The sequence below is a fragment of the Rickettsia endosymbiont of Proechinophthirus fluctus genome (assembly GCF_001602635.1).
GTDB lineage: Bacteria > Pseudomonadota > Alphaproteobacteria > Rickettsiales > Rickettsiaceae > Rickettsia > Rickettsia rickettsii.
Window position 1 is genome coordinate 697,121 of sequence record NZ_LECS01000004.1, and the last position, 13,060, is coordinate 710,180.

The following is a 13,060-nucleotide window of genomic DNA, read 5'->3' on the forward strand; positions in this document are numbered from 1 at the left end:
ATACTTAATACGTAAGTACCGCAGATCTTGTAGAACGACGTAGCCAATTTTTGAAGTTCATCGAGTATACGCACTGTGGATAGCAACTATTCCGCCACTTAGATTTTTATAACCGACTTCCTCAAAACCGGCGTCTTTAATCATTATTCTAAACTCGTCTTGTGAGGGGAATAAATCTATACTTTCAACCAAATATTCATATGCCTCTTTATTACCCGCTATCATTTGACCAATACTCGGTATAATATTAAATAAGTAGAATTTATAGAAATCTTTTATGTACCCTTCCTTTACTTTTGAAAACTCAAGACATATAAACTTACCCATTGGCTTTAAAACCCTACATGCTTCCTTTAAAGCCTTATTTATATCAGGTACGTTTCTAATACCGAATGCTATAGTATAATAATCAAAACTATTATCCGGAAACGGTAGTTCTTCAGCACTTGCTATAGTAAATTTAAGATTTTGAAATAAATTCAGATCTATTGCTTTTTTCTTAGCTTGCTTTAACATTTCTTCATTAATATCACTTAAAGTTAAAGAGATATTATTAACTCTATCTCTTGCTTTTTTAGCAAGTTTTAAAGCAATATCACCGCTACCGCTAGCAACATCTAATATATGAGAGTTAAGATTTGGAATTTGCCTAATAAATTCATCTTTCCATAAGCGATGTAATCCCAAACTCATTAAGTCATTCATTAAATCATACTTATCAGCGACATTAGAAAAAACGTTATTTACTAAACCTTGTTTTTTAGTGTAGTCTACTTTTTTAAAGCCAAAATTTGTTTGGTTCATAGTTTTTTATTATAAATATTAGTATCAAATGCCGGAACTTCCTGAAGTAGAAACTCTTAAAAACTCTCTAAAAGATAAGCTAATCAGGCTTATTATAGAAAATGTAGAGTTAAAAAGAGATAATTTACGTTATAAGCTATCCCCGCTTTTAGCTACAGAAATCTTAAATACTAATATACTGGATGTTAGGCGTCGTGCAAAATACTTAATTATAGATTTTAATAATGATTATTCTTTAATAGTTCATCTAGGCATGAGCGGCAGATTTACTCTGCAATCTGCTAATTATAAAACTCAAAAACACGATCATGTGATTTTTGATTTAAGTAACGGCGAAAAGTTAATTTTCAACGATACTAGACGATTCGGTATGATTTATAGTTTTAAGACTGATCTCTTAGAAAAAGAATTTTTTAATGATTTAGGCATAGAGCCTTTTTCTGATTTATTGACGTTAGAATATCTAAAAGATAAGCTACAAACTAAAAAAATACCAATAAAAAACTCGATTATGGATAATAGAGTTATAGTCGGAGTCGGTAATATCTATGCTTCCGAAAGTCTGCATTTAGCTAGAATTCATCCGGATAAATCAGGTAACGATTTAAGGGATGATGAAATAGAAAATTTAATTAAAGCGATTAGAGATGTGTTAACTAACGCTATAACTGCCGGCGGTACTACTCTTAAAGATTTTGTAAACGGCGATAACAAACCTGGTTATTTTACTAAGCAACTTAAGGTTTACGGCAGAGAGGGACAAAGTTGTTTAATCTGCTCTAACACTATTATCAAGATAAAGCATTCAGGCAGAAGTACTTTTTATTGTAAAACTTGCCAATATAGTTAATTCACTTGACATATTTTTTAAAACTATTTATAAAGCGCTTTATTATTTAGTTCAATTAATAGTTGTAAAACATATGAGGGTAGACTCCTTACATAACCTTCTTATAAAGAGGCATTTGCAGGAGACATGAAACGCAGCACCGCAGCGTACAAAAAGGTAAGTGAGGATGCGAGTATTGGATCGACGTATATCGCAGATACTTCAGAAGTTGGGAGTCAAATAAGTGGTGAGCCTGTACAGCGTATAAAAATACCTGAGCACAGGCAAATCCTGCAATTTAACGTACCAAATCTTGAAGTATCAAAGGTATACAAATTACCTTTAGAAGGAGGTTATGCAAGGAGTCTAATAAAACCGGTGATTATGGCAGGAGGTAACGGTAAAAGACTATGGCCTTTGTCATCTAAGGATAAACCGAAACAGTTTAAAAAAATATTGAGTGGTCTAACTTTACTTCAGCAAACATTAAACCGAAATAAATTTTTAGGACAACCTACTATTATTACTTTAAAAAAATATGAATCAATCACCAAAGAACAAGCAACAGAAATAGATGTAGAAATAACATTAATTACCGAGCCTTTACAAAAAAATACTGCCGTTTGTGCCATTATTACGACATTATCGGCTACAGCACTAGGATTTGATATTGTAGTGTTACTACCTTCAAACCATAGCAGATGATATAAATTATCTTAATACTATAATGTTAGGAGACTCAAATTATAATAATATGTATAACCTTGGTTGAACACCGCTAATATTCAAGACTATTGACATAGCGTTATTGCTTATATATCCTATTTTTATGAGTTTAAACCTCATCATTCAAATATAGCTAATCTTATAAACTTCAAAAATCTGTAAGTTATAGGAACAACTTAGTAATAAAGCGGTTCATTTTAGTTGAGTTACAACATGGCAAATACTACAGAAGAACAAACAATAATATCTGAAGTCAAAAATGATAAAGACATAGATGAAGAAGAGAAAAGGTTAAAAGCAGAAGATTCACGAAAGCAACTTAAAGCAATACTAATAACATTTGGTATTATTTTGACCGGTTTTTTAACTTTTACTTATTTCTTTTTTAATTACATCGAAGAAAAAGCGGAAGAATACAGACAACAGCAACAACAAGAAATTCAAAAGACTAATAAGAGTTGAATATTAGATTACCACCATTCTCCTTTAATTATGATCTTGTTGTATGGCTGTGATATAATTCCAGCAAGGTATTGTTGCGTGGATACCACCCCATCATTGCGAGCGACTGAAAGAAGCGTAACAATCCAGAAAAAATAACAAAAAATGCTGTAAATCAGCATTTTTTACTGAATTGCTATGTCAATTACTTACGTAATTTCCTCGCAATAACGGAAAAAACAATCCACGTAGGCAATGCCCGCTCGTAATGACTATTTTTATGCTGCTTTAAGTTTAGATTGCTTGAAATTAGTTTTATCAAAATCATAGATAAAATCTTTGATAATAGGCACTATAAACTGTTTAAATTTACTTCCGCTAAATACCCCGTAATGCCCTGCCCCTTTTTGTCAATGGTATCTTTGCATTGATTCAGGTATATTTGAACAAAGTTTTAAAGCAGCTTTTGTTTTGCCCTACCGCTGCAATATCATCTAATTCCCCTTCAATACCGAATAAAGCACATTTAGCAATATGTTTTAAATCGATCGCATGCTTCTCAGAAACTAATTTACCTGTTGCTAACGAAAATTGTTAGAATACTTCATCTATAGTTTGTAAGTAACACTCTGCCGGCATATCCATACCTGCTAAATACTCATCATAAAATTTAATAGTATGATCGGCTTTTTTATAGTCAGAATTTAATAAACTTTGCCATAATTCTAAATGTGAATCTATATGACGAAATAAGTTTAAACCCATAAAGACGGCAAGTTGGAGAAAACCGGGATATACTTTTCTACCATGTCCGCGATAGTTTAGCGGCACCTGCATTGTAACCATTTGGCAGAACCATTCTAAACTTTTACTTTGAGCGAATTCATTAACTGCCGTGGGATTTTTTCTAGCATCTATAGGGCCGCCATCAAAATCATCGAACTCGGCACATTTGGACTATTACTCTCCGACATTAAGCTAATGGCGGCAAGCAATGGAACAGTAGGTTGGCAAACTGCCATAGTATGAACATTCGGTCCTATAAACTTGATAAACTCCATTACGTAATCAATATAATCATCCATATCAAAATGCCCTGCTTCAAGCGGCACATAACTGGCTTCTGTCCAATCTATAATATAAATACCGGTATACAGTAATAATTCTTGTACTGTTGTTCTAAGTAAAGTAGCGTGATGTCCCGCCATGGCCATAGGTGCTACTATTAATAATTGAGGTAATTCTTTTTTAAAACCTACTTTCTGAAAATGCCTTAGTTCACAAAAAGACTTTTTTAGTATCACTTTTTCATTAATGTTAATAGGTTTAATCATCAATAATTGTTTCAAGGATTATTAAATTTGGGTTTTTCATATTTTCTAGTCATGCGTTCACAAAGCGTTAAATAAGCATGCATAATTCTTGCAAAACCGTTATCTCATGTTAATATGCTTCTTTTAGAATTTTTATACCTAAATGCATTGGAGCAATTTGTGCTCTAAGCCCCTCTAACATATAATATGTATAATTAGTACTTAAATCACAGTTAATCATAATTAATTCACAAATTTAAAAATAATGAATATAAATTTAGTTTAACACTAAAAATTCTCAGTACAGTAATTTTAGGACTCACTGCTTAAATTTTTATAAATGCATGATAATAATGGTCTATATATAAATATGTTTATTTTTTCTTCTTATTTTGCTTAGGAATTTTATTTACGTGGTCATTAATATTAAACCAAGTACTATCATTTACTTTCTGTTTTTTATAGACTGTGTCAATATTATTTATATAATTTTCAAAATCTTTATTCTCTTCTGCTAACCTATTAGCCATATTCCAATCTATTTCTGGTCTTTCTCTAGCAGGAATTGATATTTTACTATCTGCAGGATTTTCTATATCTACTAAAATAAATCCTATACCATGCCTAGTATCATTTTATCTACTTTCAATTAAATCAGCAGCAACTAAATAACCATAATGTGCACATGAGGAATTTGATAAAGCCTGAAAAAACGATTCTCGTAAATTACTACGATTGATAATTTTTTTTACTTCAAAAGACCAAAGCCTTGCTTGTTTTCATGCATAATATTTAGCACAATCTTTAATTAGTAAACTCCACTTTTCATTAAGAACTTCCATACCTACCCAATCTGGAGTAACCATTTATTATTACCTTTAGTGCCTTATTTATTTGAAGAAAACTTATGCTTAATAGGCATATTATGAATCTTCAATTTGTTTTGAAGATATAATGCCAGTGCATCACATACTTGCACTGCAGTTATTTTATCTTCTTTATTTGCATTTATTTTAGGTTCTGTGGCTTGTTCATTATTGACATAGTAATCAGGGTTTTGCGAATAATAAAACTTTAGCTTAGGTTTTAGCTCTATTCTAATATTAGGTTCTTGTCTTCGTTCAGTAGAAAGCTTACTACTGCTAATTTCACCTGCACCAATTCCTATAATCTCCTTATCTTTTTCTTCTTGAGTCTTGCTTCGTCAATGTGATTTTCTACCAACCATTCAGCTATACCATAAGAGGTAAATTTCTGATCTTCATGTGCTTCTAAAAAACCAATGATGATATTTTTACGATTAAATTCCATATCCAATATACTAATAATTGAAATACTATAAAATATACATATTATTTTAAAAATTGCAACTTTAAATTATCAAACTTGCTGTTTTTATAAAGTATTATTTATATATTTTTCAAATTTAGAAAATAATGTTTTGAAGTTATGAGTAGTAACATTTGCTACTTCTTTTGATGTTATATTTTTGAGTTCGGCAACTTTTTCAGCGACATACCTAACAAATGCCGGTTCGTTTTGTTTGCCTCGCATAGGCGTAGGAGCTAAGTAAGGAGTGTCGGTTTCTATTAATAACCTATCAAGTGGTATATATTTGACTATTTCTTGTAAATCAGTAGCATTCTTGAAAGTTATAATCCCTGACATTGAAATATATAAACCGATATCTAGCATCTTTGCCGCTAGATTTTTTGAAGAGGTAAAGCAATGTATTAAACCTGGAAATGTGCTGTTACGCATTTCTGAGGTTAAAATGTCAATAGTATCTTCGTCTGCTTCTCTTGTATGAACAATAACAGGCAGGCGTGTACTAGACGCCGCATGTATATGTGCTACAAACAAATCTTTTTGTAATTTTTGATCATAAGGCTGATGATAATAATCAAGCCCCGTTTCACCGATTCCGATAATTTTCGGATGCTGGGTTAGCATAATAATTACCTCAGCATCTGAGTTCGGGAAGACGTAGTCTTGACGTAGCAATCTTGTCCAAGCTTCCTGAGATTGCCACAGCACTTGCAGTGCTTCACAATGACTAATAAAAGAATTCACTTCACACGGATGCACCCCAACACTCGCAAAAACATTTGCATATTTTTCAGCTATCTCTAGAATAATAGGTAAATCTTCAATTTTAGTGCAGATAGTTTGCATATACTGCACATTATTTTCTAATGCTCTTTGAATGACAGAATCTAAAAGCACTGCATCATACCATGGTTTGACTACGGTATCTAGAAAACAACTAATATTAGTTGTTTTAATACCCTCACTAGATCCCGCGATCGCGTCGCGGGATGAAAAGTTACTACGTAAATTAAGATGACAATGTGAATCTATTAACATATTATACTCATAGTAGGTGTGTCATACTGCGGTCTCACCACGGTATGACACACTATTCAAATTTTGGAAATATTATGGTAGGTTCTAAAATATTGCTACCCGCTGTTAAAGTATAATCACGTATTAAATGCTTAAATAGACGTTCTTCTTTATTTACCCCTAACTGATCAAGCATTTTATTTGCTGAACTCGGTATAAAAGGCAGAAGCATTATCGCAATATAGCGTAAAACTTCTAGTAAAGCGTATAACACTTCTAACGTTTTATCTGGATCGGTTTTTTTCAAATTCCAGGGTGCTTCGCTATCAATATAGATATTTGCCTCTTCGGCCAAATTAATAATATTTTCAAGAATTTTATTAATCTCTGTTTTGTCCATCAATAAAATATTCTGCTCGATAAATTTACTTGCGGTTTTTAAAATCGGTAGCTCATATATTTTATCTATAACACCTTGCGTAAGCAAAGGCACTTTGGCGTCATTATACTTATAAACAAAAGATGTAGTACGCTGTAATAAATTACCTATTTTGTTTGACAACTCGCTATTAATACGGGTAATTAAATTACTACGAGCAAAATTGCCGTCTGCACCAAAAGTTACTTCACGCATCAGAAAATACCTAACTTGATCAACACCGAATTCATCAATTAACTTAATCGGATCAATGGTATTACCAAGAGATTTAGAGATTTTCTGCCCATCATTCGTCCACCAGCCATGAGCCATAATTGTTTTCGGCAGCGGAACTTCTGCAGCCATTAAGAAAGCAGGCCAATAGACGGCATGAAAACGCAAGATATCTTTACCGACTACATGTAAATCAGCCGGCCAAAACTTACCGTAATTACTTTGTTCGTCAAGATAACCGAGTGCTGAAATATAATTAGCCAGTGCATCAAGCCAAACATAAATTACATGTTTTTCATTATTTGGCACTTTTATTCCCCAGCTAAAAGTAGTACGCGATACCGATAAATCTTTTAAACCAGACTTAACAAAGCTAATTACTTCGTTACGCCTTGATATAGGTCTGATAAAATCAGGGTTTGCTTCATAAAACTCAAGCAATTTATCCTGCCACTTTGAAAGATTAAAGAAATAGCTAGGCTCTTTAACCCATTCAACTGGAGCACCCGTCGGTGCTAAACCGTCCCTCGTAAGTTCCGACTCATCAAAAAAAGCCTCATCTCGCACTGCATACCACCCTTCATAAAAACCTTCATAAATAGTGCCGTTATCTAGTAATTTCTGCCAAAAAACAGCTACAGCTTCTTTATGTCTGTGTTCCGTTGTTCTGATAAAATCATCATTGGAAATATGCATAGCAGTCATCAGATGACGAAAACTCTCAGATGTTTGATCGGTAAATTTTTGTGGGTCAATATTTTTATTAATCGCTGCTTTTTCTACTTTCTGCCCATGTTCGTCAGTACCTGTTAAAAACATTACATCGAAACCTCGAAGTCGCATGAAACGAGCGATTACATCACTTGCAACGCTAGTATAAGCATGACCGATATGGGGAATATCATTAACGTAATATATAGGGGTAGTAATGTAGTAAGTATTGTTCATAAATGCTTTTTTATTAACTCATGTACTTCAAGTGGACTTAAATCTGAAGCTTTAATTGTTTTTATTCTCTCAGGAAATCTATTACTTAATTCTTTAAAACAATAATAGATTTTTTTATAAAAATCTATACCTCTTATGTCAAATTTATTGTTCATATTTCGTGAATTGACTCTCTTAATAGCAATATCCGGCTCTACGTCAATAAAAAACGTAATATCCGGCATAAGAGAAGGCATTAAAGTTTTGTGCAGATTATAAACTAAATCTATGCCGTTTTCTAGCTCTAATCCTTGATAACATACAGTTGAGTCAATAAACCTATCACATATTACAATATGTCCCTCTTGTAGAGCTGGTATAATTTCCCGTGCCATATGATCATAACGTGCTGCCATAGCTTGTAATAGCTCGGACATGGGTAGTAATTCTTCATGTACTAGAATTTCACGCATTTTTTCGGCTACAATAGTACCACCGACTTCACGAGTTAAAATAACGGGAGTATTTTGAGATTGTAAATATTCATAGAGCATTTGAGATTGAGTAGATTTGCCTATCCCTTCCCCTCCCTCAAATGTAATAAACTTTCCTTGTTTCAAATTATTCATTCATTACAATTACTTTAAGCTATAACTTTATAATCATATCTCTTAAAAAAATATTTACAAGGAAGATTACATACTTATATACTCCTACAAAACGAAGCGCTGTTATACGAAGATCAACTTGGGAAAGAGTAATCGTTCTGTAAGCCGAGGAGCAGAGCGTATATTAAACGTTCAGCATCCGAGGACTTACAAAGACATTGTCACCAATGTTCCAAATTCATCTAGTATAATCCATTATAAATTTTAAATTATTAATATATGAATAATGCATTAAGTAAAAGGGATTTTTCGATCCTAATCGGTAATGCGATGGATCATTTCGATACTGCACTTTATGGGTTTCTTGCTCCGCTACTTGCTGGTATTTTTTTTCCGAATCATGATAAAGTCGTTGCTTTAATACTTACCTATAGTGTTCTTGCTACGTCTTTATTTACACGTCCCATAGGCTCCTATTTTTTTGGCGTAATTGCTAAAAAATACGGCGGTGTTTTTGCTTTATCTTACTCTTTAATCGGCGTTGCTTTAACAACTAGCCTAATCGGTTTAATACCTTCACATGCTCAAATAGGCTGGCTTGCACCGCTATTATTAGTGTTGCTCAGAACGTTACAAGGAATATATTCCGAGGGTGAATGTGCCATTGCTAAATTATTTATTTTAGAGAATAAAGAAGAAAAACAAGCGTTTAAAGCTTCTTATCTTTATCAAACATCTACTATGGTCGGTATTATTCTTGCTTCATTTATCAGTACTATAGTTTTAAATGTAGAGTATAATACATATTGGCGTTTATGTTTCATATTTGGCGGACTTACAGCACTGGTAGGTTATTTTTTAAGAAAGCACGAGGATATTGTAGTCAAGCCCTCATTTTCATCCCGCGGCTTGACCACGGGATCCAATAAAAAAGATAAAATTACTTTACGTAATTTTTGGATACTGTGGTCAAGCCACGGGATGACACCTGGGTCCTCTCCTCGCAATGACGTAGTATCATCACTATTACAAGACTTAACTACAATTTGGAACTGTAAACTAAGTATCTTACGCATTAGTTTTGCCATAGGTTTCTCATGTATGACTTATATAGTACCTTTCGTCTTTTTGAATAGTTTTATTCCGCTTATCACTGATATATCACTCGAAATAATGATGAAATTTAATACTGAGTTTCTGATTTTTGATATGATTATGATTCCGATAATAGGGCATCTAACAAAAAAGCTACATTACCTTAAAATACTAAACGGTACTCTTATTTTAATGAGTTTAAGCATAATTCCTTTATGGCTCTGCTTGAATAATGCATCTATATGGTATGTTAATTTTGTACGTATTTGGATTATAATACTCGGTGTCGGGTTCTTGGCACCTTTGAACTGCTGGCTAAATAATTTATTTAAAACTGCCGATAAATATATGTTAGTCGGTATTGGCAGTAGTATAGGTGCTTCATTAATCGGACGTCTTACTCCGTCAATCTGCCTAATGCTATGGTATGTAACCGGCAACTCTTTATCAATTGCGGTTTATATAACCGCAATATCGATTGTCACTTTATGGGCTGTTAGAGGAGTTGTTACACGGGTCAATGTCATTCCTGCAAAAGCAGGAATCCAGTAAAACATATAAAAATTAAATTCTTATATGTTTTTTACTAAAAATGTAATACTTACAGCAATATTAATGTTATTTTTATGGATTCCTGCTTTCGCAGGAATGACATCAAGAACATTATCTAATCCCTAACAAGACTGTTATCAGGAAAAGAATTTAATAAAACACCATACTCAAAACTAATCCGATATAATTATTAGCTCTGAATCTTGTCATACAATTGGCAGGATTTTCAATATCAAGAGTTGCTACTTGTAATATCAGTAAAATTAAAGCAGCTAAAATAGGTAAATAGTCGATATTATGGTTAGCCATTTTTGTTGCTAGAATAAATAACAATATAAAACCTATATAACATATATAAAGCCAAAGCTTAGAATGCTTGTTCTCTAAATATATACTTAACGATTTCACTCCTATTTTCTTATCATCTTTTATATCCATATATCCGTAAATCGTATCATAACCGATGGCCCAAAAACAGCATGCTAAATACATAATAATCGCTGCTATATCAAGTGTATCCTGAACTGCCGCATAAGCTATTAAGGCCCCTAGCTTAAATGTAAATCCCAAAAAGATTTGCGGGAAATAAGTAATACGTTTCATTAACGGGTATAGGCTAATCATTATTACCGCAAAAAAACCTATATATATAGCTGTTTTGTTTAAAAGTAGCAAAATACAAAGTGAGATAACGCTAAGAATAAAGAGTATCAAAATAGCATAAGAAACAGATAAAGCCTTGCTAGCTAAAGGTCGCTCTTTAGTCCTTGCGACATGCTTATCAAATTTTCTATCAAATATATCGTTAATAATACACCCGCTACTTCTAGCTGTTATACTACCTAAAATAAATAACGGTAATAAATGTATTAACTCCGTTCTTGAGGGGTTTGCAAGCAGTAACCCAAATAAAGCAGGAAAAAAAACCAGCAAATAAGCTACCAGCTTATCTGCACGCATTAATTTTAAGGTAAGCAAAAGTTTGTCTAGAATTAGCATATTAACTTTAAATTTAAATAAATATTTATAGATAATTTAAGATAAAATACGCCACGAAATAAAGCTACTAGATTTTTATGGCTAAAAAATTAAAACATGATTCATTAGTAAAAATAATAATGAACGACCCAGTAGCAGCACAAGAATTTTTGGAATATTATTTACCCGATGATTTTAATAGTAGATTTATCAAAAATAACGGTAGAACAAGAAAGCTACATTGAGGAATCTTTAAATAAGAAAATATAGTAATATAACATATAAAATTAGCACCAATAATAAAGAAGAAGCATTTGTTTATGTATTAATAGAGGCCCAATCAACAATTGATTATTGGACGGCTTTGCGGTGATGGAAATATACACTATCTATTATGTGAAAGACATTAAGCAAGGCAAGGATAAATTACCAATTACCGCTAGTCTATAATTTAGTTATTTACAACGGTAAAGAAATTTATAATGCTCCAAGAAATCTGTGGAGTTTATTTACTGATAGTGTGATGGCAAAGAAATTAATGGGGGAAGATTATCAATTAGTAGATTTGCAAGCTATGACAGATGATGAAATCGTCAAGAAAAAACATTTAGGTATGCTAGAATATATGATGCAGCATATCCAATATGCAGGATATGATAAAACTATGGGAGAAGTTTTTAACAGAGTTTAAGCATATTATAATATTGGATAAAGAAAAAGGTTATATTTACCTAAGATCGTTCTTATGGTATACTAACGCAAAATTCTCAAAACAAAAACAACCGGAATTAGTAGAAGTATTAGATATACATCTATTACAGCAAGATAAGGATACTATTATGAAAACTATCGCTGGTACATATAGAGGCAAAGCTGAGGGCAAACATAATAAGGCAGTAATTATAGCGAAGGAAATGTTCAGTCAGGACTGTAAAATTCCTGTTATTGCCAAAATTACAGGTCTTCAAGAAACTTTCGTTCGCTCAATTGTAAATAAGTAATTAATCATGCAAGCACCACTTGCACAAATCCTAAATATCCATATCCTCCCCAAGAAAAACATCTATTGTCATAATCACATATAACCTCTATAACAATATTCTTGAATCAACTACAAAATCTATGAAAGAATTTCCAAAAAATTATAATTTTACCGAAAATGAAAAAAAGTGGCAGCAAATTTGGGAAGAGAAACAAATTTATGCTTATAATCCAAACGTTGTAAAAGAAGAAACCTATGTAATCGATACTCCGCCTCCGACAGTTTCAGGGCAGTTACATATCGGTCATGTTTATAGCTATACGCAAACCGACTTTATTGTACGTTTTCAGCGTATGATGGGTAAAAATATCTTTTATCCTATGGGTTTTGACGATAACGGGTTACCGACCGAGAGACTTGTTGAAAAGCAGAAACAGATCAAAGCTTATAATATGGATCGATCTGAATTTATAAAAATTTGCGAAGAGGTAGTAGAAAGTGAAGAAGAAAAGTTTAGAAGTCTATTTAACCAAATAGCTTTATCGGTTGATTGGAGTTTAGAGTACCAAACTATTAGTCCGTTATCACGAAAAATATCACAAATGTCTTTTCTTGATTTAGTACAAAAAGAAGAAATTTATCGTACTAATCAACCGATTTTATGGGATCCAGTAGATGGTACAGCTCTTGCCCAAGCCGATATTGAGGATAAGGAAAAAACCTCTTGCATGAATTATATTACGTTTAAAACCGAGCAAGGAGACCCACTTACTATAGCCACTACCAGACCTGAGTTATTACCGGCTT

At 32.6% G+C, this 13,060-nt stretch carries 12 protein-coding genes and 4 pseudogenes; 8 read left to right on the top strand and 8 right to left on the bottom strand.

Features of this window, described 5'->3' with window-relative positions; all coding sequences use genetic code 11:
• Positions 1-57: 57 nt before the first annotated feature.
• Positions 58-804: a bifunctional demethylmenaquinone methyltransferase/2-methoxy-6-polyprenyl-1,4-benzoquinol methylase UbiE gene (gene ubiE, locus BG75_RS05630; protein WP_062811728.1), complete on the bottom strand. Its 747-nt coding sequence runs from the start codon at positions 802-804 to the stop codon at positions 58-60.
• Positions 805-832: 28 nt separating this feature from the next.
• Here ubiE and mutM point away from each other — a divergent pair, with 28 nt between their 5' ends.
• The 3 genes and pseudogenes from mutM to BG75_RS05645 all read left to right on the top strand — a co-directional run bounded on the left by mutM (position 833) and on the right by BG75_RS05645 (position 2,821).
• A complete protein-coding gene (gene mutM / locus BG75_RS05635) occupies positions 833-1,654 on the top strand; it encodes a bifunctional DNA-formamidopyrimidine glycosylase/DNA-(apurinic or apyrimidinic site) lyase (RefSeq protein WP_062811729.1) in 822 nt (273 codons plus the stop codon).
• 73 nt (positions 1,655-1,727) lie between these two features.
• Positions 1,728-2,405: pseudogene (locus BG75_RS05640) on the top strand (sugar phosphate nucleotidyltransferase).
• Between the two features lie 167 nt (positions 2,406-2,572).
• Positions 2,573-2,821, top strand: a complete 249-nt coding sequence (locus tag BG75_RS05645) for a hypothetical protein (RefSeq protein ID WP_062811730.1) — start codon at positions 2,573-2,575, stop codon at positions 2,819-2,821.
• Positions 2,822-3,078: 257 nt separating this feature from the next.
• Here the strand turns inward: BG75_RS05645 and phaZ are convergent.
• The 6 genes and pseudogenes from phaZ to tmk all read right to left on the bottom strand — a co-directional run bounded on the left by phaZ (position 3,079) and on the right by tmk (position 8,667).
• A pseudogene (phaZ, locus tag BG75_RS10720) lies at positions 3,079-4,354 on the bottom strand (polyhydroxyalkanoate depolymerase).
• A 133-nt stretch (positions 4,355-4,487) separates the two neighbouring features.
• Positions 4,488-4,643: a hypothetical protein gene (locus BG75_RS09120; RefSeq protein WP_004997723.1), complete on the bottom strand. Its 156-nt coding sequence runs from the start codon at positions 4,641-4,643 to the stop codon at positions 4,488-4,490.
• Between the two features lie 634 nt (positions 4,644-5,277).
• Positions 5,278-5,424: a hypothetical protein gene (locus BG75_RS09125; protein WP_217284888.1), complete on the bottom strand. Its 147-nt coding sequence runs from the start codon at positions 5,422-5,424 to the stop codon at positions 5,278-5,280.
• A gap of 84 nt (positions 5,425-5,508) precedes the next feature.
• On the bottom strand, positions 5,509-6,480 hold the full coding sequence (locus tag BG75_RS05655; RefSeq protein ID WP_062811731.1) for a TatD family hydrolase: 972 nt from the start codon (positions 6,478-6,480) through the stop codon (positions 5,509-5,511).
• Between the two features lie 52 nt (positions 6,481-6,532).
• Entirely contained in the window at positions 6,533-8,059 is a 1,527-nt protein-coding gene (gene metG, locus BG75_RS05660) for a methionine--tRNA ligase (RefSeq protein WP_062811732.1), read from the bottom strand.
• Positions 8,056-8,667 carry a dTMP kinase gene (gene tmk, locus BG75_RS05665; RefSeq protein WP_062811733.1) on the bottom strand — a complete coding sequence of 204 codons (612 nt, stop codon included), beginning with the start codon at positions 8,665-8,667 and terminating at the stop codon, positions 8,056-8,058. The genes metG and tmk overlap by 4 nt, the downstream gene beginning before the upstream one ends.
• 258 nt (positions 8,668-8,925) lie before the next feature.
• Between tmk and BG75_RS05670 the strand changes: the two genes are divergently transcribed.
• Positions 8,926-10,293, top strand: a complete 1,368-nt coding sequence (locus BG75_RS05670; protein WP_062811734.1) for an MFS transporter — start codon at positions 8,926-8,928, stop codon at positions 10,291-10,293.
• A 150-nt stretch (positions 10,294-10,443) separates the two neighbouring features.
• Here the strand turns inward: BG75_RS05670 and ubiA are convergent, their stop codons facing one another.
• On the bottom strand, positions 10,444-11,292 hold the full coding sequence (ubiA, locus tag BG75_RS05675) for a 4-hydroxybenzoate octaprenyltransferase (RefSeq protein WP_016917398.1): 849 nt from the start codon (positions 11,290-11,292) through the stop codon (positions 10,444-10,446).
• Positions 11,293-11,369: 77 nt separating this feature from the next.
• Between ubiA and BG75_RS10825 the strand changes: the two genes are divergently transcribed.
• From BG75_RS10825 to BG75_RS10125, 4 genes and pseudogenes are all read left to right on the top strand, one after another.
• On the top strand, positions 11,370-11,516 hold the full coding sequence (locus BG75_RS10825) for an Rpn family recombination-promoting nuclease/putative transposase (protein WP_148258531.1): 147 nt from the start codon (positions 11,370-11,372) through the stop codon (positions 11,514-11,516).
• Between the two features lie 41 nt (positions 11,517-11,557).
• Positions 11,558-11,962 (top strand): annotated as a pseudogene (locus BG75_RS10830) (Rpn family recombination-promoting nuclease/putative transposase).
• On the top strand, positions 11,925-12,272 hold the full coding sequence (locus BG75_RS10835) for a hypothetical protein (RefSeq protein ID WP_062811735.1): 348 nt from the start codon (positions 11,925-11,927) through the stop codon (positions 12,270-12,272). Before BG75_RS10830 ends, BG75_RS10835 begins: the two are co-directional and overlap by 38 nt.
• A 178-nt stretch (positions 12,273-12,450) precedes the next feature.
• Positions 12,451-13,060: pseudogene (locus BG75_RS10125) on the top strand (class I tRNA ligase family protein); the annotation flags it as partial.

What these genes read in the sequence shown, in the direction of transcription:
- BG75_RS09120 (WP_004997723.1), bottom strand. Translation starts at nt 4,643, where the DNA reads ATGGCTAATAGGTTAGCAGAAGAGAATAAAGATTTTGAAAATTATATA.
- metG (WP_062811732.1), bottom strand. Translation starts at nt 8,059, where the DNA reads ATGAACAATACTTACTACATTACTACCCCTATATATTACGTTAATGAT.
- BG75_RS05655 (WP_062811731.1), bottom strand. Translation starts at nt 6,480, where the DNA reads ATGTTAATAGATTCACATTGTCATCTTAATTTACGTAGTAACTTTTCA.
- ubiA (WP_016917398.1), bottom strand. Translation starts at nt 11,292, where the DNA reads ATGCTAATTCTAGACAAACTTTTGCTTACCTTAAAATTAATGCGTGCA.
- tmk (WP_062811733.1), bottom strand. Translation starts at nt 8,667, where the DNA reads ATGAATAATTTGAAACAAGGAAAGTTTATTACATTTGAGGGAGGGGAA.
- mutM (WP_062811729.1), top strand. Translation starts at nt 833, where the DNA reads ATGCCGGAACTTCCTGAAGTAGAAACTCTTAAAAACTCTCTAAAAGAT.
- BG75_RS10825 (WP_148258531.1), top strand. Translation starts at nt 11,370, where the DNA reads ATGGCTAAAAAATTAAAACATGATTCATTAGTAAAAATAATAATGAAC.
- BG75_RS10835 (WP_062811735.1), top strand. Translation starts at nt 11,925, where the DNA reads ATGATAAAACTATGGGAGAAGTTTTTAACAGAGTTTAAGCATATTATA.
- ubiE (WP_062811728.1), bottom strand. Translation starts at nt 804, where the DNA reads ATGAACCAAACAAATTTTGGCTTTAAAAAAGTAGACTACACTAAAAAA.
- BG75_RS09125 (WP_217284888.1), bottom strand. Translation starts at nt 5,424, where the DNA reads ATGGAATTTAATCGTAAAAATATCATCATTGGTTTTTTAGAAGCACAT.
- BG75_RS05670 (WP_062811734.1), top strand. Translation starts at nt 8,926, where the DNA reads ATGAATAATGCATTAAGTAAAAGGGATTTTTCGATCCTAATCGGTAAT.
- BG75_RS05645 (WP_062811730.1), top strand. Translation starts at nt 2,573, where the DNA reads ATGGCAAATACTACAGAAGAACAAACAATAATATCTGAAGTCAAAAAT.